This is a genomic window from Xenorhabdus bovienii, assembly GCF_024721015.1.
Taxonomy (GTDB): Bacteria; Pseudomonadota; Gammaproteobacteria; order Enterobacterales; family Enterobacteriaceae; genus Xenorhabdus; species Xenorhabdus bovienii.
Genome location: NZ_JANAIF010000019.1, coordinates 1 through 23782, shown reverse-complemented (window position 1 = coordinate 23782; position 23782 = coordinate 1). Strand labels below are relative to the sequence as shown.

The 23782-nt window shown below is 45.2% G+C and carries 18 protein-coding genes and 2 tRNA genes; 6 read left to right on the top strand and 14 right to left on the bottom strand.

Annotated features, from left to right (window positions below; genetic code table 11):
* Positions 1 to 19 precede the first annotated feature (19 nt).
* The 3 genes from wecA to trxA all read right to left on the bottom strand — a co-directional run bounded on the left by wecA (position 20) and on the right by trxA (position 3709).
* The gene (gene wecA / locus NXS07_RS07170; RefSeq protein ID WP_258086456.1) at positions 20 to 1108 is read right to left on the bottom strand and encodes a UDP-N-acetylglucosamine--undecaprenyl-phosphate N-acetylglucosaminephosphotransferase; all 1089 of its coding nucleotides are present in this window, start codon (positions 1106 to 1108) and stop codon (positions 20 to 22) included.
* A gap of 331 nt (positions 1109 to 1439) precedes the next feature.
* Positions 1440 to 2699: a transcription termination factor Rho gene (rho, locus tag NXS07_RS07165; protein WP_012990443.1), complete on the bottom strand. Its 1260-nt coding sequence runs from the start codon at positions 2697 to 2699 to the stop codon at positions 1440 to 1442.
* Between the two features lie 683 nt (positions 2700 to 3382).
* Entirely contained in the window at positions 3383 to 3709 is a 327-nt protein-coding gene (gene trxA, locus NXS07_RS07160) for a thioredoxin TrxA (protein ID WP_038192803.1), read from the bottom strand.
* A gap of 135 nt (positions 3710 to 3844) precedes the next feature.
* Between trxA and rhlB the strand changes: the two genes are divergently transcribed.
* Positions 3845 to 5128, top strand: a complete 1284-nt coding sequence (rhlB, locus tag NXS07_RS07155) for an ATP-dependent RNA helicase RhlB (RefSeq protein WP_038192774.1) — start codon at positions 3845 to 3847, stop codon at positions 5126 to 5128.
* 8 nt (positions 5129 to 5136) lie between these two features.
* Positions 5137 to 6645, top strand: a complete 1509-nt coding sequence (gppA, locus tag NXS07_RS07150; RefSeq protein ID WP_258086455.1) for a guanosine-5'-triphosphate,3'-diphosphate diphosphatase — start codon at positions 5137 to 5139, stop codon at positions 6643 to 6645.
* Between the two features lie 47 nt (positions 6646 to 6692).
* Here the strand turns inward: gppA and rep are convergent, their stop codons facing one another.
* Entirely contained in the window at positions 6693 to 8723 is a 2031-nt protein-coding gene (rep, locus tag NXS07_RS07145; RefSeq protein WP_038207822.1) for a DNA helicase Rep, read from the bottom strand.
* Between the two features lie 800 nt (positions 8724 to 9523).
* Between rep and NXS07_RS07140 the strand changes: the two genes are divergently transcribed.
* Positions 9524 to 10639, top strand: coding sequence for a class II histone deacetylase (locus NXS07_RS07140; RefSeq protein ID WP_258086454.1), 1116 nt, complete (start codon positions 9524 to 9526; stop codon positions 10637 to 10639).
* Between the two features lie 88 nt (positions 10640 to 10727).
* Here NXS07_RS07140 and ilvC read toward each other — a convergent pair whose 3' ends face one another.
* Positions 10728 to 12206, bottom strand: a complete 1479-nt coding sequence (gene ilvC, locus NXS07_RS07135) for a ketol-acid reductoisomerase (RefSeq protein ID WP_258086453.1) — start codon at positions 12204 to 12206, stop codon at positions 10728 to 10730.
* A 144-nt stretch (positions 12207 to 12350) separates the two neighbouring features.
* Between ilvC and ilvY the strand changes: the two genes are divergently transcribed.
* Entirely contained in the window at positions 12351 to 13232 is an 882-nt protein-coding gene (gene ilvY / locus NXS07_RS07130) for an HTH-type transcriptional activator IlvY (RefSeq protein WP_038192784.1), read from the top strand.
* 66 nt (positions 13233 to 13298) lie between these two features.
* Here ilvY and ilvA read toward each other — a convergent pair whose 3' ends face one another.
* The 6 genes from ilvA to ilvL form a co-directional block, all read right to left on the bottom strand.
* Entirely contained in the window at positions 13299 to 14846 is a 1548-nt protein-coding gene (ilvA, locus tag NXS07_RS07125; protein ID WP_038221391.1) for a threonine ammonia-lyase, biosynthetic, read from the bottom strand.
* 2 nt (positions 14847 to 14848) lie between these two features.
* The gene (gene ilvD, locus NXS07_RS07120) at positions 14849 to 16699 is read right to left on the bottom strand and encodes a dihydroxy-acid dehydratase (protein WP_238097871.1); all 1851 of its coding nucleotides are present in this window, start codon (positions 16697 to 16699) and stop codon (positions 14849 to 14851) included.
* A gap of 86 nt (positions 16700 to 16785) precedes the next feature.
* Positions 16786 to 17712 carry a branched-chain amino acid transaminase gene (locus NXS07_RS07115; RefSeq protein WP_258086452.1) on the bottom strand — a complete coding sequence of 309 codons (927 nt, stop codon included), beginning with the start codon at positions 17710 to 17712 and terminating at the stop codon, positions 16786 to 16788.
* A 24-nt stretch (positions 17713 to 17736) separates the two neighbouring features.
* Entirely contained in the window at positions 17737 to 17994 is a 258-nt protein-coding gene (gene ilvM / locus NXS07_RS07110; RefSeq protein WP_038192792.1) for an acetolactate synthase 2 small subunit, read from the bottom strand.
* Positions 17991 to 19637, bottom strand: coding sequence for an acetolactate synthase 2 catalytic subunit (ilvG, locus tag NXS07_RS07105; protein ID WP_258086451.1), 1647 nt, complete (start codon positions 19635 to 19637; stop codon positions 17991 to 17993). The genes ilvM and ilvG overlap by 4 nt, the downstream gene beginning before the upstream one ends.
* A 133-nt stretch (positions 19638 to 19770) precedes the next feature.
* Positions 19771 to 19869, bottom strand: coding sequence for an ilv operon leader peptide (gene ilvL / locus NXS07_RS07100; protein WP_071647081.1), 99 nt, complete (start codon positions 19867 to 19869; stop codon positions 19771 to 19773).
* A 580-nt stretch (positions 19870 to 20449) separates the two neighbouring features.
* Between ilvL and NXS07_RS07095 the strand changes: the two genes are divergently transcribed.
* Positions 20450 to 21976 carry a YifB family Mg chelatase-like AAA ATPase gene (locus NXS07_RS07095; RefSeq protein WP_258086450.1) on the top strand — a complete coding sequence of 509 codons (1527 nt, stop codon included), beginning with the start codon at positions 20450 to 20452 and terminating at the stop codon, positions 21974 to 21976.
* 56 nt (positions 21977 to 22032) lie between these two features.
* Here the strand turns inward: NXS07_RS07095 and NXS07_RS07090 are convergent, their stop codons facing one another.
* Positions 22033 to 22371, bottom strand: coding sequence for a MaoP family protein (locus NXS07_RS07090; RefSeq protein WP_038192796.1), 339 nt, complete (start codon positions 22369 to 22371; stop codon positions 22033 to 22035).
* Positions 22372 to 22487: 116 nt separating this feature from the next.
* On the opposite strand from NXS07_RS07090, the gene hdfR reads away from it, so the two are divergent.
* The gene (gene hdfR / locus NXS07_RS07085) at positions 22488 to 23324 is read left to right on the top strand and encodes an HTH-type transcriptional regulator HdfR (protein WP_038192797.1); all 837 of its coding nucleotides are present in this window, start codon (positions 22488 to 22490) and stop codon (positions 23322 to 23324) included.
* Between the two features lie 161 nt (positions 23325 to 23485).
* Here hdfR and NXS07_RS07080 read toward each other — a convergent pair.
* Both NXS07_RS07080 and NXS07_RS07075 read right to left on the bottom strand, forming a co-directional pair.
* Positions 23486 to 23561, bottom strand: a tRNA-Trp gene (locus NXS07_RS07080).
* Positions 23562 to 23569: 8 nt separating this feature from the next.
* A tRNA-Asp gene (locus tag NXS07_RS07075) sits at positions 23570 to 23646 on the bottom strand.
* Positions 23647 to 23782 lie beyond the last annotated feature (136 nt).

The window sequence follows — 23782 nt, the reverse complement described above, 5'->3', positions numbered from 1 at the left end:
TTTGATAAGTCAAATGTTTTTAGTGATGGCTGACTGCCCGGCGCATACGACGCTTGCACCGTTTAATAAAACGGGCCACCCGCCATGCTCGTTTGATGCAATAGCCATACAACATAAATGCAAGCAAAAACAATGCCAACATGACCCACTCGGGCACAAAACTCAGTTGTTCACCAATGATCCCTATCGATGCCAATAAAGCAGCGGCCACAGTAATTAAGATAAATGCCTGACGGGAAGTGAAACCCGCACGCATGATCAAGTGGTGAATATGCTGGCGATCGGGCGAAAACGGACTCATGCCCTTGCGCAGTCGGCGATACATAATGGCAACCATATCCATTAATGGGATCGCGATAATCCACAATGCAGTCACTGGATTAACCGAACTGTGTTCGCCCTGAGTCGTTTCGGTCAGCAACCAGATAATGGTAAAGCCGATCAGAGTGCTTCCCGCATCTCCCATAAATACTTTGAAGCGCTTCCCGAGTAGCCCCAGATTGAGAAAAATATACGGTAATATCCCCGCGATAAACGCAAAACACCAGAATGCCAGTGCCGTATTACCGTTTGCATATAGCAAAATTCCCAATGCCCCGAAAGAAACACTGGACAGACCTCCCAACAAGCCATCAATCCCATCGACCATGTTAAAGGCGTTAATGGCAGCCCAGACAGCAAACAGAGTAACAACGTAGCTGAATGGGCCCAATGTCATTTCCCATGGGCCAAAAGCACTGCCCAAACTTTCAATTTTGAGATCAGCAAAATACATCATGCTGATCCCAACCAGTGCCTGAATTGCTGCCCGAATTTTCACACTGATATCAAAACGGTCATCTAACGCGCCGACAAAAACCAATATTCCCGCACAAGCCAGATATAACCATTTATGAGGTATAAATTCTTTTGTTATAGCAAAAGCAAAGCAAACGCCAAAAAAGACAGAGATACCACCTACCAGAGGGATTAATCCATGGTGACGCTTGCGGTAATTCGGCTTATCAACAAGGCCGATAATTTTTGCCACCTTGCGTGCCAGAAACAGAAACACGGATGAAAATATAAATATGCAAAAAATTTCGACACTCATACTGGGAATATTCACAATAACAACTCTCTGTAAAAATAATGATGGATCATCTATTATTCATTGGCTTATGGATGTTCCATTCGACACCAAATCCATAAGCTCCCTATTAAAAAGAAGACATTCTGCTATGTATAAAAATAAAGCAAATAGACAACGTAAGCTGTAGAGCGTGATTAATAATGGTTTCCTAAGCATTTGTAAATGGCTGCGCCCAGAAAACACTCACTTAATCTGATGAAAAAGATGCAAAATATGTACCATTTCAGGCGAACAAGTTAATCCCTTGATAAAAAAAACGCCACAAGAATGTGGCGTTTTGACGAAATGACTATTTATCATTTACAAACTATGAACGTTTCATAAAGTCGAAGAATTCTTCGTTTGTTTTTGTCATAGCCAGTTTGTTGATAAGGAATTCCATCGCATCAGCTTCGCCCATCGGATGGATGATTTTACGCAAGATCCACATTTTTTGCAGTTCATCCTGCGTAGTGAGCAATTCTTCTTTACGTGTACCAGAGCGGTTGTAGTCAATGGCAGGGAAGACGCGTTTTTCAGCGATCTTACGGGACAGGTGCAGTTCCATGTTACCTGTACCTTTAAATTCTTCGTAAATAACTTCGTCCATCTTGGAACCCGTATCAACCAGCGCAGTCGCGATGATGGTCAGGCTGCCACCTTCTTCAACGTTACGGGCCGCACCAAAGAAACGCTTTGGACGATGCAGTGCATTAGCATCCACACCACCGGTCAGTACCTTACCGGAAGCAGGAACTACAGTGTTATACGCACGAGCCAGACGGGTAATGGAGTCCAGCAGGATAATAACGTCTTTTTTGTGTTCAACCAGACGTTTTGCTTTTTCGATAACCATTTCAGCCACTTGTACGTGACGGGAAGCAGGTTCATCAAAGGTTGAAGCAATCACTTCACCTTTTACCAGACGCTGCATTTCAGTGACTTCTTCTGGACGTTCATCGATCAGCAGAACCATCAAGACGCAGTCTGGGTAGTTGTTGGCAATGTTAGCCGCAATGTTTTGCAGCAGCATGGTTTTACCCGCTTTTGGCGGAGCAACAATCAGGCCACGCTGACCACGGCCAATAGGTGCGGCCAAATCCAGAACACGGGCAGTCAAATCCTCAGTAGAACCATTGCCACGCTCCATGCGCAGACGATTGTTAGCATGAAGTGGAGTCAGGTTCTCAAACAGGATTTTATTACGGGCGTTTTCAGGCTTGTCAAAGTTAACTTCGTTAACCTTCAACAGGGCAAAATAGCGTTCACCTTCTTTTGGTGGGCGAATTTTACCTGAAATGGTATCACCAGTACGGAGGTTAAAACGGCGGATTTGGCTAGGAGAAACGTAGATATCATCGGGACCTGCAAGGTAGGAGCTGTCTCCGGAACGGAGGAAACCAAATCCATCCTGCAATATCTCCAGTACCCCATCTCCGAAAATATCTTCTCCACTCTTCGCATGCTGTTTGAGAATAGAAAAAATAATGTCTTGCTTGCGCATACGAGCCAGGTTTTCCAGCCCCATATTTTCGCCGAGAGTAATCAACTCAGATACCGGCGTATTCTTTAATTCGGTAAGATTCATAATGGTGGGTTCTTTAACTCGGGGTATATCTCGAACTATGAACGTGAATGGTATGGCAGCGTTATCGGTGCCTGTTTATTTGTACCAGAAACGAATAAAACCTTTTAACATATTAACTAATATTACAAGGCAATAGTTTGAAGTACTCAGATTGATTTCAAAATAAGGCTGACAAACTGTCAAAACACGGCTGAGAGAATAGTAACGAAACGTAGTTAATTTCAAATATAAGAACTATCTCATCATAAAAACTATCTTATCGTAAGCATTATCTCAGTGTGAGTACTGTCTCAGTAAACACAACTTCAGCAAATACTATCTCAATAACGATTGAGATATAAAAAATCGCGACATAAAGATGCTTAACATAGAGACGCTGTCAGCACCAAGCTATATACCGAATGATTCCCGTATATATGCTCTCAAATACTTTGCCAAATGCGATATGCCATCAGATACTTCAGATGAACCAGAGATAACAGATTTATCAGACACTACAGATTGTTTAGTATGTAACACGCTTAATGTCAATTCTTTATATAAATTGAAGAATCCACTGATGCAATGCTTCATACAAGCACATGACTGCTAACTTACCACGCTTCGTTGCAGACGTCTAGCGGTCAGTAAGATAAATCACTTTATCCGCTAAACGCCCGTGATTACTGTGATCAGACTCTAAATTAGATATGTGAGTCTAAAAACGCTTTCAGTTGCGTTTTTGACAAAGCACCTACTTGCGTTGCGGCCTTTTCACCATCTTTAAACAAGATCAGTGTTGGAATACCGCGAATACCATGAGCTTTTGGTGCTTGTTCGTGATCATCAACGTTCAGTTTGGCAACTGTCAGCTTGCCTGCGTATTCTTCGGAAACTTCGTCCAAAATAGGGGCAATCATTTTACAAGGACCACACCATTCAGCCCAGAATTCGACCAGAACTGCGCCTTTTACGTTTAATTTTTTTGCATCAAAATCCGCATCAGCCAAATGGATGATACGATCACTTATAATCTTCTCGTTCATTATTTTTGCTCCAAAGTAAAATTTTTTACGGTCCCAGTGTACATTAACCAACATAAACGTGTCTTTATTTCAGCGGATACACTTTCTTAAAGCAATAGTTAACTGATATTCTACCACACTATGAGCAAAACACATTTGACAGAAAAGAAGTTTTCCGACTTCGCATTGCACCCCAAGGTCATTGAAGCCCTTGATAAAAAGGGCTTTTCCAACTGCACGCCAATACAGGCGCTAACTTTGCCTTTTACTGTCGAAGGCCGAGATGTTGCGGGGCAGGCACAAACCGGAACGGGCAAGACGCTAGCATTTCTGACGTCTACTTTTCATTATTTACTGACCCATCCTGCTGCGGCAGATCACAAAACCAATCAGCCAAGGGCGCTGATTATGGCCCCCACCCGCGAATTAGCCGTCCAGATTTACTCTGACGCGGAGGAGTTGGCAGAAGCCACGGGACTGAAAATGGGGCTCGCCTACGGTGGCGACGGCTATGATAAGCAGCTTAAGGTTCTGGAATCTGGCGTCGATATCGTGATTGGCACAACCGGTCGTTTAATCGATTACACCAAACAAGGATATGTCAATCTTAATGCGGTTCAGGTTGTGGTACTGGATGAAGCAGATCGCATGTACGATTTGGGCTTTATCAAAGATATCCGCTGGCTGTTCCGCCGGATGCCTGTTGCCGCTCAGCGAATGAATCTGCTGTTTTCCGCTACCCTGTCTTATCGAGTGCGTGAACTCGCCTTTGAACAGATGAATAGCCCTGAATATGTAGAAGTGGAGCCCTTGCAGAAAACGGGGCATCGCATTCAGGAAGAGCTGTTTTATCCTTCCAATGAAGAAAAGATGCGTCTGTTACAGACCCTGCTGGAAGAAGAGTGGCCAGATCGCTGCATCATTTTTGCCAATACCAAACACCGCTGCGAAGATATCTGGGCGCATCTGGCTGCCGATGGGCATCGTGTTGGTCTGCTGACGGGTGATGTTGCGCAGAAAAAACGTCTGCGTATTCTGGAAGAGTTCAGTCTGGGAAATCTGGATATTCTAGTCGCCACTGATGTTGCTGCCCGCGGTCTGCATATTCCTTTGGTAACCCATGTATTTAACTATGATCTGCCGGACGACTGTGAAGATTACGTCCACCGCATTGGCCGTACGGGTCGTGCAGGAGAAAGCGGTCATTCAATCAGTCTGGCATGTGAAGAGTACGCTCTGAATCTAACGTCGATCGAAGAGTATATCCAGCATCAGATCCCGGTAAGCAAATATAACAGTGATGCACTGCTGATGGATTTACCTGTACCCAAGCGCCGTAACCGCGCTCGTTCAGGAGGGCACCCACGCCGCACCAATATGTCGCGCCGTGGAAATCCAACTCGCAACCGTAAACATCCAGGCTGAATAATACTATGCTGAGTTCTTCTTCGCTCTATGCCGCTATCGATTTAGGCTCAAACAGTTTTCACATGCTGGTTGTCCGTGAAGTGTCTGGTAGCATTCAAGTGGTCACCCGCATCAAGCGCAAGGTCAGGCTGGCCACCGGGTTGGATAAAAATAATCATTTATCACAACAGGCAATGGAGCGGGGATGGCAGTGCCTTCGCCTATTTTCCGAATATTTACAGGATATCCCTGCCTCGCAGATCCGCGTTGTCGCTACGGCAACATTGCGATTGGCTGTAAATTCGGCTGATTTTGTCGGGAAAGCCTCTGAAATATTGGGGAGTCCAGTCAAAGTCATCAGTGGTGAAGAAGAAGCTCGGCTGATTTATCAAGGTGTTGCCCACACGACAGGTGGGTCTGAAAAGCGTCTTGTGGTGGATATTGGTGGTGGCAGTACAGAATTGGTTACAGGCACCGGAGCAAAAGCCAATCTGTTGTTCAGCCTTGAAGTGGGCTGTGTCACTTGGCTGGAACGCTACTTCAATGATCGCAGCCTGACAGAAGAAAACTTTGCACAGGCAGAATCCGCTGCCCATCATATTCTCGCCCCTATCACCACGACCCTGCTTAAGCAGGGTTGGCAGATTTGTGTTGGTGCCTCCGGTACAGTACAGGCGTTGCAGGAAATCATGATTGCACAGGGAATGGATGAACTTATCACCCTGCCGAAGCTACAACAGCTTAAATACAAGGCGATTGAATGCGGCAAGCTGGAAGAGCTTGAAATCGACGGGCTGACATTGGAGCGGGCATTAGTTTTCCCTAGCGGGCTGGCAATTTTAATTGCCATCTTTCAGGCACTGAACATCGAAAGCATGATCCTTGCGGGGGGCGCACTGCGTGAGGGGCTGGTTTATGGGATGCTGAATTTACCCATTGAGCAGGATATCCGTACAAGAACTCTGTGCAATATTCAACACCGTTTTCAACTGGATATTGAACAAGCTCTGCGCGTCAAACAACTGGCCGAACATTTTTGTCAGCAGGTCGCCACGGTATGGAATCTGGATGCACGATGTCGCGAGTTGTTGACCAGCGCCTGTCTACTTCATGAAATCGGCCTGTGTGTCGATTTTCGCCAAGGCCCGGCTCATTCAGCGTATCTCATCAGTCATTTGGATCTTCCCGGTTATACCCCCGCTCAAAAACGATTGCTGGCAACGCTGTTGAACAATCAAAGCGGCCCTGTCGATCTGGCCTCACTCAGTCAGCAAAATGCCTTGCCACCGTTACAGGCACAGCAATTATGCCGCTTGTTGCGTCTGGCCATTATTTTGGCCAGCCGTCGGCGAGACGATACTTTGCCGGCCTTGCGGCTGCGGGTTGAAAATGAGACGCTCACCATCACCCTGCCCTATCAGTGGCAAATGCAGCATCCACTCAGGGCTGAAGCCTTACATCAGGAAATCCAGTTGCAAAGTTATATTCAGTGGACATTGTTCCTTGAAGAGCAGAATAACTCCCATCTCGGATAATCTACCTATCCCTGTATTCAACGCGAATACAGGGTATTCATCAGATTTTATTTACCGCTGTTTTTTTGACCAAGCCCCAAACGGGATTTGATATCGGTAAGACGCGATTGCCCTTGCTTCATTCGATCTTCCGCACTGATCATCTTTTTGCCTCTCGGCCAGTGCAAATCATCCTGCGGCAACTCCAGCAAAAATCGGCTCGGTTCAGGCCGAATCAGCTCACCATACTGACGACGCTCTTTGCTGAGGGTAAAAAATAGCTCCCGTCGCGCTCGGGTAATCCCGACATAAGCCAGACGTCGCTCTTCGTCGATATTATTTTCATCAATGCTGCTTTGATGCGGCAACAAACCTTCTTCCATGCCTACCAGAAAAACATAAGGGAACTCCAGCCCCTTGGAGGCATGCAGTGTCATCAGCTGAACCTGATCCAATTCCCCATCTTCCTCCCCGCGTTCCAGCATGTCTCGCAAGGTAAAACGCGCCACAACTTGCGGAAGTGTCATTGGCTCATTAAGATCATCCCCTTCAAACATATCACTCATCCAAGTAAAAAGCTGATTGACGTTTTTCATCCGCATTTCAGCCGCTTTTGGGCTAGGTGACGTTTCATACAACCAGCTTTCATAGTCCATACCGCGCAGCAAATCCCGCACTGCCAGCAATGGCTCACGCTCGGCCTGGCGGGAAATTTCATCCATCCAGTGGGTAAAGTGCTGTAGGCCAGCCAACCCGCGCCCTGTAAGACTCTGCTCCAGACCGAGATCGAAACTGGCGTAATACAAGCTTTTGTTACGCTGATTTGCCCACTCGCCCAATTTCTGGATTGTCACCGCGCCGATTTCTCGACGTGGGGTATTGACGATCCGTAGAAATGCACTGTCATCGTCGGGATTGGTCAACACCCGCAGATAAGAGAGTAAGTCCTTTATTTCAGGGCGGGAAAAGAATGAAGTTCCCCCAGAAATGCGATAAGGAATACGGTTTTGCATCAGCATTTTTTCAAAAATACGAGACTGGTGATTGCCTCTATATAGAATGGCGTAATCTTTATATTCGGTTTTATTAATAAAGTGATGAGCGATCAATTCTCCCACCACTCGCTCCGCTTCATGATCTTCATTATTCGCTTCGATCACCCTGAGCGGATCGCCATAGCCCAGTTCTGAAAACAGTTTCTTCTCAAATACATGGGGATTATTGGCAATCAGGATATTCGCGGCCTTCAATATCCGTCCTGATGAACGATAATTCTGTTCCAGTTTGATCACGTTCAACTGAGGAAAATCCTCATTCAGCAGGATCAAGTTTTGTGGGCGAGCACCACGCCATGAATAGATGGATTGGTCATCATCACCCACCACAGTAAAACGCGCCCGATTGCCCACCAATAGTTTCACCAATTGATACTGGCTGGTGTTGGTATCCTGATATTCATCCACCAGCAGATAACGAATTTTATTTTGCCAGCGTTCCCGAACCTCTTCATTCTGCATTAACAGCAACGTAGGTTTGGTAATCAAGTCATCAAAGTCGAGAACGTTGCAACTGTTCAAATGCAGATCATAACGGCGATAACACTCCGCAAATTGATGCTCCTGCGCCGAACGAGCCTGTCTAATCACCTGCTCTGGTGACATCAGATCATTTTTCCAGTTGGAAATGCTGGAGTTCAGTTTTTGCAGTAGATCTTTATCTTCTTCCAGTAAATCCGCCGTCAGATCTTTCAGCAATACCCTCTGATCCTGATCATCGAACAGCGAGAAGTTACTCTTCATGCCCAGCGCTTTATATTCACGCTTGATGATTTCCAGGCCCAGAGTATGGAAAGTCGAAATCATCAGCCCTCTGGTTTCCTTACGCCCCAAAGTCTGAGCGACACGTTCTTTCATTTCCCGTGCCGCCTTGTTGGTGAAAGTCACTGCGGCAATATGACGCGCCTGATAACCACAGGCACGGATCAGGTGGGCAATTTTATTGGTGATCACTCTGGTCTTGCCGGAGCCTGCACCTGCCAGAACCAGACAAGGCCCTGTGACAAATTCAACCGCTTGTTGTTGACTAGGATTTAATCGCATACTCTTTAGAGGGCTATATCAGGATAAACATCAGGGGTAAGAAGTGTAGCAGAAAGGAAGTTTCCTTTACATAAATTGGTTATCACGAGATAAAATAATTAAGTCATTCTATTTTTTAACCCTAATTTATATGAAAATTGTTTTTCAAATTATATTTAAATAAAAAACAATAAACGTTTTTCATAATAAACCATTAACAAATTAAATATTGATTTTCATTATTAACTTAACAAAGCTAAATGAGCTAAAATAGAATATTTACAGATACTTATCATACATAAATACGCTCCAGTCTTTTTTAAAATTATTTATTCTATTTCAGTAACTATATTATTAAGAAAAAATAAATTTTTACGATATTCTGTTTTCATTAATATTATTCTTCATCTTAATATTAATAAACACCAACCATAACCTTAGCGATAACAATTTATATCCTATTGTTATTTAACACTTATTATTTAACATCCGTACATATTAGCGAAAAAACATCCTGATTATATATTATTTATTACCTTGTCAAATCATGATAATAAATATTTATTTCAATGTTTTTATTTAAAAATCAATAAATTAATTAATACAAAAATTTCATATTTAGTAACAATTTTAATTAGTCACGTGATCATTATTATTTATAATTTAATTTTGTGATAAAGATTAAAGTTATTTCTATAAAAATAGATTTATTCCCTTCTTCTATGCAATAGTGAACCTCTATTTACAGTAACACATAATATCTGTTTAACTTAATTAGCACTATAATCTTATTATCATCGAAGCAATAAAATGGGTGCAATATGCTACGTAAAACTGGTTTTTTCTTTGATGAACTCTGTTTCTGGCACAATACGGGTTCCCAACATACCTTCATATTTCCCGTAGGTGGATGGATACAGCCACCGTGCGGGGCAGGACATGCCGAATCACCAGAAACCAAACGCAGAATGAAAAGCTTAATGGATGTTTCCGGTTTAAGTCACTCATTAGAGCTAATGAGTGCAGAGCCTATTGATGAAGCAACGTTAAGGCTCGTTCACACAGAATCTTATTTACAGCGCTTTAAGTACCTGAGCGATAACGGTGGCGGTACATTGGGGTCTGAAGCGTCACTGGGTGCAGGCAGTTATGAAATTGCCAAACTGTCCGCGGGGCTAACCTATGCAGCAGTAAAAGCCGTCTTGCAGGATGAGCTGGATAATGCCTACAGCCTTTCTCGCCCACCTGGCCATCATTGCCTGCCCGATCAAGCCATGGGCTTCTGTTTCCTCTCCAATATTTCTCTTGCGATTGAAAAAGCAAAAGAGCAACTGGGCCTTGGCCGGGTAGCAGTCGTCGACTGGGATGTGCACCACGGCAATGGAACACAACATATCTTTTGGCAACGGGATGATGTACTGACAATTTCACTGCATCAGGATCGCTGCTATCCGGCAGGTTACAGCGGCGAAAGCGATATCGGTGAAGGTCCGGGTGAAGGGTTCAATATCAATATTCCACTGATGGCTGGGGCGGGTCATGACAGCTACATGTATGCCATGGATCAAATTGTCATGCCGGCACTGCGACGCTACCAGCCTGAGTTGATTATCATTGCCTGTGGCTATGATGCCAATGGCTTTGATCCGCTGGCACGGATGCAGCTGCATAGTGACAGTTTCCGCGAGATGACCCGCAAGATGCAGCAAATGGCGGATGAACTCTGTCATGGCAAGCTGGTGATGGTGCACGAAGGCGGTTATTCCGAAGCTTATGTGCCTTTCTGTGGCTTGGCCGTAATGGAAGAATTGTCTGGCGTTCGCACTGAAGTCATTGATCCGACTCTTGCCATGCTTGAATTGCAGCAACCAAGAGCGCCTTTTGAAACTTTACAGCGTCAGGCAATCGATGATCTGAAACAACAGCTTAGCCTGTAAACCCCCATAAAAAAACAACGCCCGAGAGAATTTCATCGGGCGTTGTTTTATGGGAGTCCATCTCTATCAGATCGGCCTGATGAGCAAATTATCCACCCACTGCAATGCGTTGCATATCGGTCATATAACCACGCAGAGTACGACCAATTGTCTCAATCGGATGGTGACGAATCGCTTCGTTAACATCACGTAATTGGGCATTGTCGATACTGCTGTCTGCCACGGGTTTACCCATGTCCCCTGCCTGCAAGGTAGCCATAAATTTCTCTTTCAGTAATGGAACCGCAACGTGAGAGAACAGATAATTACCATATTCCGCCGTATCGGAAATCACCACATTCATTTCATACAGACGCTTACGAGCAATGGTATTCGCAATCAATGGCAGTTCATGCAGCGATTCATAATAGGCTGATTCCTCAATAATGCCGGCATCCACCATAGTTTCAAACGCCAGCTCCACCCCAACTTTGACCATCGCTATCATCAGCACGCCATGATCAAAGTATTCCTGCTCGCTGATATTGCCGCTGTGATCCGGGTAGTTTTCGAATGGTGTCTGGCCTGTTTCTGCACGCCAAGTCAGCAGGTTTTTATCGTCATTTGCCCAGTCTGCCATCATGGTAGAAGAAAACGTTCCAGAAATGATGTCATCCATATGTTTCTGGAACAGCGGTGCTAAAATAACCTTCAACTGCTCGGAAAGGGCATAAGCACGCAGTTTTGCTGAGTTGGACAGGCGATCCATCATCAATGTTATACCGCCCTGCTTCAGTGCTTCCGTGATGGTTTCCCAGCCAAATTGAATCAGCTTACCGGCATAACCCGGCTCTGTTCCCTCTGCCACCAGCTTGTCATAACAAAGCAGAGAACCTGCCTGTAACATACCGCATAAAATGGTCTGTTCGCCCATCAAGTCTGATTTCACTTCAGCCACGAAAGAAGATTCCAGCACACCAGCGCGATGACCCCCCGTTGCGGCAGCCCATGCTTTTGCGATGGCCATGCCTTCACCTTTCACATCGTTTTCTGGATGCACGGCAATCAAAGTAGGGACACCGAAACCACGTTTATATTCTTCGCGAACTTCCGTACCTGGGCATTTAGGCGCAACCATCACGACGGTGATGTCTTTACGAACCTGCTCGCCCACTTCCACGATATTGAAACCGTGAGAATATCCCAGTGCTGCACCTTCTTTCATCAAAGGCTGAACTGCCTGAACCACCGCAGAATGCTGTTTGTCTGGTGTCAGGTTAATGACCAAATCGGCCTGTGGGATCAACTCTTCATAGGTGCCGACCTTGAAGCCGTTTTCCGTTGCCTTACGCCATGATGCGCGTTTTTCTTCAATCGCTTCTTGACGCAATGCATAGGCAATATCCAAACCAGAATCACGCATGTTTAGACCCTGATTAAGCCCTTGCGCACCACAGCCGACAATGACCACTTTCTTGCCTTTTAAATATCCTGCTTCGTCAGCAAATTCTTCCCGCGCCATAAAACGACATTTGCCTAACTGCGCTAATTGCTGGCGCAGGTTCAACGTATCAAAATAATTAGCCATGGTGACTCCGATATTATTGTTGTGAGGTCGTTTGCATCGTTTCAATATATGCCATGAAAGCCATTGCTTAAATTGATATATTAACAAGACTATGTTGCATTTTATGCAACGTTAAACTTGTCACGGTAAGAAGGCCAGAACTCGATGGATATACGCGATTTAAAACTGTTTTTACATCTTGCAGAAAGTTGTCACTTTGGACGCACGGCCAAAGCTATACACGTCAGTCCATCCACACTTTCACGCCAAATCCAACGACTTGAAGAACTATTAGGGCATCCGTTATTTCTGCGGGATAACCGGACAGTCAAGCTCACTTTCGCAGGTGAACAGCTAAAACAATTTGCCCAGCAGACGCTCCTGCAATATCAACAGTTACGTCACTCATTAAATCACCAGAGTCCCTCATTGAGCGGTGAATTACGCCTGTTCTGTTCAGTTACAGCGGCTTATAGCCATCTCCCGCAGGTACTGGATAAATTTCGGGCAGAGCACCCTTTGGTAGAAATAAAACTGACAACGGGAGATGCCGCTGATGCCGTCGATAGGATCCAATCTGACCAAGCCGATTTAGGCATTGCAGGCAAACCGGAGAAACTGCCCCATAATGTCAGTTTTACCAAGATAGGCGAAATCCCTTTGGTATTGATTGCCCCTTCCCTGCCTTGTGCTGTGAGAACACTTGCCACACAGGAACAACCTGACTGGAATGCCATTCCTTTTATTCTGCCGGAACATGGGCCTTCACGTACACGCATCGAACTGTGGTTCCGCCGGAATAAAATCCCTAATCCTTTGATTTACGCTACCGTTTCAGGCCATGAAGCCATTGTTTCGATGGTCGCGTTAGGTTGCGGTATCGCGCTGATCCCGGCGGTTGTCGTCGAAAATAGCCCAGAACCTGTACGCAATCGTATATCCCTATTAGAGAATATTGCGCTGGTCGAACCATTTGAGTTAGGCGTCTGTACGCTGAGTAAGCGCTTACAGGAACCATTGGTTAAAGCATTTTGGGGGATGTTGTGAAAAATTCTTTATTCTGAAAATAGCACCTGCCAAGGTGCTATTTTTTATGCCGATGATCAAAGAATCCTATTTCAACAATAAGTTAAAAGAAGGATTATTCGTTTCATCATGGTATTCATAACCCAAATCATCAAGATGGCGATCAAAACGCACTTCCGCACCTGAAAGTTCAAAGGCAGCCAATACGCGACCGTAATCCATCCCATGGCTGCGGTAATGGAATAGTGTGATATTCCAGTGTGTTCCCAGTGTCTGCAAAAACTTTAATAAAGCTCCCGGCGATTCAGGAAATTCGAAACTGTATAGCCGTTCCTGTAATGGCTTGGCAGGACGGCCACCGATCATGTAACGAACATGCAGTTTTGCCATTTCATCATCGGTAAAGTCAGCGACCTGATAACCCGATGCTTTCAACTCATTGATGATTTCAAGACGTTCTGCATTGCCACGATTCAGCCGTACACCAACAAAAATACAGGCTTCAGCAGGGTTAGTCGCATCCGAATAACGGTAACTAAATTCGGTCACAACACGCGTTCCCAACGTCTGGCAAAAGTTCAAGAAACTTCCCTTTTGCTCAGGTATTGTGACAGCCAGTAATGCTTCGCGCTGTTCTCCTAGTTCGCAGCGTTCAGAAACGTAACGCAGACCATGAAAATTCACGTTGGCACCTGAGAGAATATGCGCCAGCCTTTCTCCCTGAATCTGATGCTGCTGTACATATTTCTTCAAACCCGCCAGTGCCATAGCACCGGAAGGTTCGGCAATCGCCCTAACATCCTCAAAAATATCTTTCATGGCGGCACAGATGGCATCACTATCCACCGTAATGACATCATCGACATACTGCTGGCATAAACGGAATGTTTCATCACCGATACGCTTGACTGCAACGCCTTCCGCAAACAGCCCCACTCTCGGTAAGTCAACCGGGCGCCCTGCTTCCAGTGCCGCTTTCAGACACGCAGAATCTTCGGCCTCCACTCCGATGACTTTCATTTCCGGTACAAGTTGTTTGATCAGTACTGCAACACCCGCAATCAAACCGCCACCACCAACCGGCACAAAAATGCGATCAAGGTGGACATCCTGCTGTAAAAGTTCCATTGCCAGTGTTGCCTGCCCCGCGATCACGGCAGGGTGATCAAACGGCGGTACAAAGGTATAACCGTGCTCTTTTGCCACCGAGATGGCTTTTGCTTTAGCTTCATCAAAATTAGCACCGTATAACAGGACTTCACCACCAAAACTGCGGACTGCATCAACTTTGATATCTGCTGTAGCAATCGGCATGACGATGATGGCTCTGGTACCCACTTTGCTGGCAGAAAGTGCCACCCCCTGCGCATGATTGCCCGCAGAAGCGGTAATCACGCCTTTAGCTTTCTGCTCCTCAGTCAAACCCGCGATCATCGTGTATGCACCGCGCAGTTTGAAACTGTGTACTAACTGACGATCTTCCCGTTTAACTAAAATGGTATTCGCTAAACGGGCAGAGATTTTTTCCATTTCTTGCAGCGGGGTGACTTGGGCGACATCATAAACCGGTGCACTCAAGGCGGCTTTGAGGTATTCCGCTCCCTTTGGCTCAGCATTAAGAGGATAAACTGCCACAGTCAGCCCCCTAATTTTGCTTTATCGCGCACAGCGCCTTTATCGGCACTGGTCGCCAGTAAAGCATAAGCACGCAGGGCAAAAGAGACCTGACGATCGCGGGATTTAGGTGTCCATGCCTGATCTCCACGAGATAGTTCAGCCTGTGTACGTACTGCCAGTTCTGTTTCGTTAACATCCAGATGGATTTTACGGTTCGGAATATCAATGTCGATGATATCGCCATCATAAACCAACCCAATCACACCACCACTGGCCGCTTCAGGGGAAACATGCCCAATCGACAACCCTGATGTTCCGCCTGAAAAACGACCATCAGTGATAAGAGCACAGCTTTTACCCAGTCCCATCGATTTCAAATAGGTGGTTGGATAGAGCATTTCCTGCATACCGGGACCGCCTTTCGGGCCTTCATAGCGGATAACCACAACATCACCCGCAACGACTTTGCCTCCCAGAATCGCCTCTACTGCATCATCCTGACTTTCATAAACCTTGGCTGGGCCACGAAAAGTCAGGCTTCCTTCATCCACCCCAGCGGTTTTTACGATACAGCCATTAGCCGCGACGTTACCAGACAGCACTGCCAAACCACCATCTTGGCTATAAGCATGAGTGCGTTCACGGATACACCCTTCCTTGCGATCTGTGTCCAATGACGGCCAACGGCAATCCTGCGAAAAGGCTTTAGTGGTTCGAATACCTGCTGGCCCCGCAGAATACATGCTCTTAACACCTTCATCCTGTGTCAGCATGATGTCGTACTGAGCCAATGTTTGCGGCAGATCCAGCCCCAAAACATTTTTCACATCACGATTCAAAAGCTCCGCACGATCCAGTTCACCGAGGATCCCGATGACTCCCCCTGCGCGATGTACGTCTTCCATATGATATTTCTGGGTGCTTGGTGCCACTTTACACAAATGAGGTACTAGACGAGATAAACGATCAATGTCCGCCATAGTGAAATCAACGTCGCCTTCCTGCGCCGCCGCCAGCAGATGCAGTACCGTGTTGGTCGACCCGCCCATCGCAATATCCAGTATCATCGCATTTTCAAAGGCAGCTTTGGTCGCGATGTTACGAGGCAAAGCGCTATCATCATTTTGCTCATAATAGCGTTTGGTCAGCTCGACGATGCGTTTGCCCGCATTTAAAAACAGCACCTTGCGATCCGCATGAGTGGCGAGCAGTGAACCATTACCCGGCTGCGAAAGCCCCAATGCTTCAGTCAGACAATTCATGGAGTTAGCCGTAAACATGCCTGAGCAGGAACCGCACGTCGGACAAGCTGAACGTTCTATCTGATTGCTTTCTTCATCACTGACATTGGGATTGGCTCCCTGAATCATCGCATCAATCAGATCCAGTTTGATGATCTGATCAGACAGGCGGGTTTTACCGGCTTCCATCGGGCCGCCAGAAACAAAAATAACCGGAATATTCAGGCGCATTGATGCCATCAACATGCCCGGCGTGATTTTGTCACAGTTGGAGATACACACCATCGCATCCGCGCAGTGGGCATTGACCATATATTCCACAGAATCAGCAATCAACTCACGCGAAGGCAAGGAATAGAGCATTCCGCCATGCCCCATCGCAATACCATCATCAACTGCAATCGTGTTGAACTCTTTCGCAACGCCTCCTGATGCCTCAATCTGTTCTGCTACCAGTTTTCCTAAATCCCTCAGGTGAACATGCCCGGGCACGAACTGAGTAAATGAGTTCACAACCGCAATAATAGGTTTTCCAAAATCCTCATCGGTCATACCCGTCGCACGCCATAAGGCTCGTGCTCCCGCCATATTACGGCCATGAGTTGTCGTGGCAGAACGGTATTTAGGCATTGTTTTCACTCCCGTGTCTTATCTAATTAGTATCAGCAATCAAAACAGGCAGGGAACGAGCCGCCTGTTACATTTTGTCTTTTTTATTAAGGATTAACGACGTCCAGCCAGCCCCATTTATCTTCTGTCGTACCATCAAATAAGCCAAAGAAGGCATTCTGGATTTTTTTAGTGATTGGCCCACATTTACCAATACCCACCTGAATGCCATCAACACTACGAACCGGCGTGATTTCTGCCGCTGTCCCCGTCATAAATACTTCATCAGCCAAATAAAGCGATTCACGGGTAAGTATTTGTTCACGAACTTCCAGACCAAGATCCTGCGCCAGCTTGATAATGGCATCACGGGTAATCCCCGGCAGCGCTGATGACGCAAATGGAGGCGTAAACAGCACCCCATCTTTCACTTCAAACAGGTTTTCCCCCGCACCTTCTGAAATATAGCCATGAACATCCAGTGCAATACCTTCCTGATAGCCATGGCGTCGTGCTTCACTGCCCACCAGCAGAGAGGAAAGATAGTTACCACCTGCTTTTGCCCCTGTTGGGATCGTATTTGCTGCCACACGATTCCATGAAGAAACCATCGCATCAATACCCTGATCCAGCGCCTCTTCTCCTAAATAAGCCCCCCATGGAAAAGCCGCAATAATGATATCTGTTTTATAACCGTCTGGAGGATTGACCCCCATTCCAACATCACCAATAAAAACCAATGGGCGAATGTAAGCGCTGACTAATTTATTTTTACGGAGTGTTTCACGACAGGCTTCCATTAATTCATCAACGCTCTGGCTCACGGGCATACGGTAAATCTTGGCTGAGTCATGCAAACGCCGCATATGTTCACGATGACGAAAAACAACTGGCCCTTTGTGAGAGTTATAGCAACGAACGCCCTCAAATACGGAAGTTCCGTAATGCAGGGCGTGAGACATAACGTGGACTTTCGCATCGGCCCAAGGAACCATTTCACCGTTGAACCAAATATAATCAGCTTGCTTTGTCATTCTTCAATTTCCTTCAATTGCGCCTTATGCGCTTATTAATTGTGATTCTTTGTTTCGGATCTCAACACCAGCAACATCGACTAATTTCATCAGTTGAGAAAAAAGTAAATTTACAGAGCGTTGGCTGGCGACTGTGAGTTCAATGCTTACATTATCACTATCTGTTGTATGATCCATATTCAAAGCACATATCTGAAATCCACGATGACGGGCAACTCTCAGAATTCGTTCCAAAATCTCAGGACAAAACCGTGCCTGAATAGCAAGTTGATGCTGCATCATAATGACTTCTCCAACATGGTTGCATTGCTTGAGCCTGGTGGAACCAATGGCCAGACATTTTCTAATTCGTCAATGGATACATGTAATAAATACGGACCTTCGCTGCTGAACAAAGCATCCAGTGCTGCATTGATTTGGGTTTCATCAGTGATTTGCTGACCAGGAATATCAAAAGCTTTTGCCAAGGTAATAAAATCAGGATTATCGTTTAAGATCGTTTCGCTATAACGTTTGTCAAAAAATAGTTCTTGCCACTGCCGAACCATGCCCAGACGCTGGTTATCCAATAAAATAATTTTGATCGGTAACTGCTTACGTTTGATGGTACCTAACTCCTGTACATTCATCATGAAAGAACCATCACCGGATATGCAGAGCACCATATCTTCCGGACGAGCCATCTGGGCGCCAATCGCCGCTGGAATGCCAAAGCCCATCGTGCCTAATCCACTGGAAGTAATGAAATTTTCCGGCCCATCAAATGTCATGTGCTGCGCTGTCCACATCTGATGCTGCCCAACGTCAGTTGTGATTACCGCGTTGAATGGCTTGCGTTCAGACACCTGTTTTAATAGTGATGGCGCATAAATACTTACGCCTTGATAGTCATAACGCCATGTATGTTCGTTTTTTAATTTTTTGACTTCCTGTTGCCAGGATTCGATCGATAAAGGTTGCTGTAAGTGGGGCAACAATGTTTTTAAATTCCCCGGTAATGAAACATGTGCCTGACGTAATTTATTGAATTCAACAGGATCGATATCTACATGGATCACTTTGGCATGGGGGGCAAAAGTATTTAATTTCCCTGTCACTCGATCATCAAAACGGGCTCCAGCGGCAATCAATAAATCACAGGATTGGACAGCAAGATTGGCAGCCTTTGTGCCATGCATCCCCAACATCCCCAAATAGCATTCATGCTCGGCATCCGCAGCTCCCAAGCCTTTCAGCGTGGAAACAACGGGTAATCCCGTTTCGGTAACAAAACATCGCAGCTCAGGTACTGCATCAGCCATGCCAATACCACCACCTACATACAAAATGGGTTTTTGGGCCATGGCCATCATGTGACGAGCCTGTTCCAATTCTTGTTCAGGGAAAAAAGATTCGGACACAACAGGTATCAGGTAAGGCGCTAAATCGCTTTGAGCTAACTGAATATCTTTCGGTAAATCAATCAGTACAGGGCCGGGGCGGCCACTTGTTGCTATGGTAAAGGCTTCAGCTATGACCTGGGGTAATTTATCCAGCGAATCGACCAGAAAACTGTGTTTTGTACAAGCAAGGGAAAGCCCCAACATATCGATTTCCTGAAAGGCATCAGTGCCAATCAATTCAGAACTCACCTGACCGGTGATAGCCACAACTGGGACAGAATCCAGCAGCGCATCCGCCAATCCGGTGATTAAGTTTGTTGCCCCTGGCCCTGATGTCGCGATGCAAACCCCGGGTTTACCATTCGCCCTTGCATAGCCGATTGCTGCCATCACCGCTCCCTGTTCATGACGACACAACAAGTGTTCAATTCCCCCGTCATACAGCGCATCATAAACCGGCATGATTGCTCCACCAGGATAACCAAAAACCTTTTCAACTCCCTGTGTTCGTAATGCTTGTACAACCCATTGCGCCCCGTTCATTGTCATTCCCCTGTTGTATTTAGCTTGTAAATGGCTTGCTGTGATGTTGTTTTGTTATGCGTTTCTACGTGTCAAAAAAAACCCCCGCGCCTTTCGGTGCGGGGGTCTTTGTGAAATCTGGCTATTTTTCTGTTTAAGCCTTCCTTCGTCCAAGTGCAGCCCCGCACGGTGGGATAATAATCACCACCACGCTCACGATAATTAGGCTAATCACTAGGACAAATGTGTTCATAATTTTTTTCGTTTTAACTCGTATGCTCAACGTATCTTTAAGAGTTATCATTTTCCATGATTATTGACAACGATTAATTTTATTTTTTTCACAAAAAAATATTTTAATTATATTTTTCATATAGATAAATATTTAAACAGATAAATACACTGGCATTTATACTTTTTGCTATCAGAAAACATTGCCATCTGTATGTTTAATAAAATAATTAATATAGGAAATAATAAAAACTCGACTTAATCACCTTTCTATAGGGGGTAACATCCAAGCAGATATTTTTTATCTATGCCCATTATTATGAACAAATGGGACAACAGATAATTCATTAATATAAATTATATATAATAACTGACGAATAATATCATACAGATTTCATTCACTCTCTTTATAAAAAGCACCTAAAAATATTAAATTATTCATATATAACAAAATGTTAATTAGAAAAACCAAATAGTGAATGAATTTCGAAATACCAATAGCAGTAAATATATTTACGAGCCTCTTCGCAAAATAACAACAAAATACTTTTTATTATTTTTTATCAATTCATGATAGCGACTTTCTTGCTAAGGAGAGCACCATGACACTCGCCGTCATTTATACTCGAGCAACAATAGGCGTTGATTCCCCCATTGTCACAATAGAAGCACATATCAGTAATGGCCTGCCTGGCTTAACGCTTGTTGGTCTACCTGAAACCACCGTCAAGGAAGCGAGAGATCGGGTCAGAAGCGCGTTGCTCAACAGCGGTTTTACTTATCCACCAAAAAGGATCACCGTCAATCTGGCGCCTGCCGATCTCCCTAAAGAGGGAGGAAGATATGATTTACCTATCGCCATCGCGATTTTGGCAGCATCAGAACAGATACCGACAGATAAGCTGCATAATTATGAATTTTTAGGGGAGTTAGCACTGTCTGGCGAAATACGCCGAGTCATGGGTGCCATCCCCGCCGCACTGAGTGCGAAAAGAGCAGGAAGACTATTGATTTTATCCATAGAAAATCAAGCTGAACTGGCTATCTTATCCCAGAATGAAACATTGGTGGCCAATCACTTACTTCAAGTCTGCCACTTCCTGCGAGGAGAAACCGCCATTTTATCCTCCCCACCTCCCATTACGTTACAGGCTGACCCTCTTGTTTTAGATATACGGGATATTATCGGGCAAGAGCAAGCCAAGCGTGCACTGGAAATTACCGCCGCTGGAGGTCATAATCTTCTTCTACTTGGCCCTCCTGGTACAGGTAAAACTATGCTGGCCAGCCGATTGTGTGGCTTACTACCACCCTTAACGCATCTAGAGGCTCTAGACGTCGCTGCAATCAACAGCCTAACGGGTAACTCGGTTAATCCTCAAAAATGGCATACACGCCCATTTAGAGCGCCTCATCACAGTTCATCAATGGCAGCTCTCGTTGGTGGAGGTTCAATTCCTAAACCAGGGGAAATTTCCCTTGCGCATAATGGTATATTATTTTTGGATGAATTGCCTGAATTCAGCCGAGGTGCCCTGGATGCGCTACGTGAGCCATTAGAATCCGGCGAAATAGTCATATCCCGTGCAAGAGCGAAAGTCTGTTTCCCTGCTCAAGTCCAACTAATTGCTGCCATGAACCCAAGCCCAACGGGATATCACCAAGGATTGCACAATCGCAGTAGCCCACAGCAAATATTACGCTATCTCTCCAAATTATCAGGTCCTTTTCTAGATCGTTTTGATCTCTCAATTGAAGTTCCCTTACTTCCTCCAGGTATCTTAAGCCAGTCATCAGAAAAACATGGCGAAAGTAGCTATGAAGTCAAAAAACGGGTACTAATCGCCAGAAAAGTGCAAATAGAACGATGTGGACATGTGAATGCTTATCTCAATCGCAAACAAACTGACAGCGCCTGTAAACTTAAGATGGAAGATTCAATTTTTCTGGAAGATACACTACTGAAATTAGGCTTATCTGTTCGTGCCTGGCACCGAATACTCAAAGTTTCACGCACGATTGCAGACCTGAAAGAACAAAAAAGAATAGAAAGACCAGATATTATGGAAGCACTCAGCTACCGGAGCATAGATAGGTTACTTATTCAACTACAGAAACAAGCAGGGTAATCTAGAAGAGGGACTATTTCGCCCCTCTTGATGGATCATTACTATCAATGATGATATTAATCATCAGTATCGGTATAGTCCTCTGCAGAATCTATCTGCGGTTTTCCGCCGGAAAGAGTATGAAAACGTTTTGGACGGCTGATTTTTGCCAAATACTTTGTCCATACTTTTTCCTCTGTCGTTGCAGGGGCACGCTCACCTCGGCAAACGGCAACAAACAGTTTTTCTTCTTCTGTTTGAGGTTCACGTTTACCAAGATCCAATTCATTGAACGCATGGCCATAACGTTCTAGCAATTGGGCCTCTTTGATGGTGAAATCACCATGACGGGAAAATCCGCGTGGATAATTTCTATTATCAAAAAAACGATTAGTCGTGATGAAGCTTTCAGCCATCTGACACACTCCTAACTCTACTGTCATACTAATTATGGCGCGGAGTATTAGGTAGGCTTGACATTCTGTAAAACAAAATATTTAAATCTTAACGACAAAAACTATTGGAGATACATGTGGACACTGAATTACTGAAAACCTTTTTGGAAGTCAGTAAGACTCGCCACTTTGGTCGGGCAGCTGAATCACTCTATCTAACACAATCCGCTGTTAGCTTTCGGATCCGCCAATTAGAAAATCAGCTGGGTACCAATTTATTTACACGGCATCGCAATAATATTCGCCTGACAGCCGCAGGGGAACGTCTTGTACCCTATGCAGAATCACTAATGAATACTTGGCAGTTAGCAAAGAAAGAAATCAGTTATGTCTCACAGCATACAGAACTCTCTATCGGTGCTACTGCGTCCCTATGGGAGGGCTACCTGATATCTTGGCTGAATACTTTTTATCAGCATCATCAAGGGATGAGAGTTGAATCTCGCGTTTCTACACGCCAAATTCTAGTCAAACAGCTACACTCCCGTGAATTAGATCTCTTAATCACGACAGAACCGCCTAAGATGGATGAATTCCAAAGTCAATTGATCGGTAACATCCAGCTCGTTTTATTGACAACGCAACATAATCTTAAACAAGGCGTAGAAAATTACATCAAGTTGGAGTGGGGAGCTGATTTTCACCAGCAAGAGCAACAGATCTTAAAAAATGACTATCCGCCGATCATTACAACCACATCAGCACATATTGCCCGAGAATTGCTAAATAGCGTAAATGCTGCAGCCTTTCTGCCTATTCATTGGCAGGAAGATTATCCTAAGCTGGTGACGTCACCTAATAGAGAACAAATCAAACGCCCATTATATGCGGTATGGTTACAAAACAGTGATCAACAAACATTTATTCAGCAGTTGTTAAAAATTCCTGTCGAAAAAGCGCCTATAACAAGCTAAGAACCATATAAGAACCATATTGTGAAAATAATTGGGATTTTAAAGAGAATTTCTACAAGTAGACAATGAACACGAGGTAAATTACAAACAAGAAAAAACCCAGCTAAATTTAGCTGGGCTATTAATCTGAAAGCTATATCAATTATTACTTAGTTGTTAACTGGCAGGGGCGGAGAGACTCGAACTCCCAACACCCGGTTTTGGAGACCGGTGCTCTACCAATTGAACTACGCCCCTAAATACGGTGGCGGTGCGGACGGGACTCGAACCCGCGACCCCCGGCGTGACAGGCCGGTATTCTAACCAACTGAACTACCGCACCACCGAATTTCTTTTATCCATTTGACTGGAACTTCAGCCGGCTTCTGCTTATGAGCCGGACTGGCTAAATAGGTGTCTGGCAGTGCCCTACTCTCACATGGGGAGACCCCACACTACCATCGGCGCTACGGCGTTTC

Bases quoted from the DNA above. Each gene is read 5' to 3' on its own strand.
- rho (WP_012990443.1), bottom strand. From the start codon at position 2,699: ATGAATCTTACCGAATTAAAGAATACGCCGGTATCTGAGTTGATTACT.
- rhlB (WP_038192774.1), top strand. From the start codon at position 3,845: ATGAGCAAAACACATTTGACAGAAAAGAAGTTTTCCGACTTCGCATTG.
- gppA (WP_258086455.1), top strand. From the start codon at position 5,137: ATGCTGAGTTCTTCTTCGCTCTATGCCGCTATCGATTTAGGCTCAAAC.
- rep (WP_038207822.1), bottom strand. From the start codon at position 8,723: ATGCGATTAAATCCTAGTCAACAACAAGCGGTTGAATTTGTCACAGGG.
- NXS07_RS07140 (WP_258086454.1), top strand. From the start codon at position 9,524: ATGCTACGTAAAACTGGTTTTTTCTTTGATGAACTCTGTTTCTGGCAC.
- ilvC (WP_258086453.1), bottom strand. From the start codon at position 12,206: ATGGCTAATTATTTTGATACGTTGAACCTGCGCCAGCAATTAGCGCAG.
- ilvY (WP_038192784.1), top strand. From the start codon at position 12,351: ATGGATATACGCGATTTAAAACTGTTTTTACATCTTGCAGAAAGTTGT.
- ilvD (WP_238097871.1), bottom strand. From the start codon at position 16,699: ATGCCTAAATACCGTTCTGCCACGACAACTCATGGCCGTAATATGGCG.
- NXS07_RS07115 (WP_258086452.1), bottom strand. From the start codon at position 17,712: ATGACAAAGCAAGCTGATTATATTTGGTTCAACGGTGAAATGGTTCCT.
- ilvM (WP_038192792.1), bottom strand. From the start codon at position 17,994: ATGATGCAGCATCAACTTGCTATTCAGGCACGGTTTTGTCCTGAGATT.
- ilvG (WP_258086451.1), bottom strand. From the start codon at position 19,637: ATGAACGGGGCGCAATGGGTTGTACAAGCATTACGAACACAGGGAGTT.
- ilvL (WP_071647081.1), bottom strand. From the start codon at position 19,869: ATGAACACATTTGTCCTAGTGATTAGCCTAATTATCGTGAGCGTGGTG.
- NXS07_RS07095 (WP_258086450.1), top strand. From the start codon at position 20,450: ATGACACTCGCCGTCATTTATACTCGAGCAACAATAGGCGTTGATTCC.
- NXS07_RS07090 (WP_038192796.1), bottom strand. From the start codon at position 22,371: ATGGCTGAAAGCTTCATCACGACTAATCGTTTTTTTGATAATAGAAAT.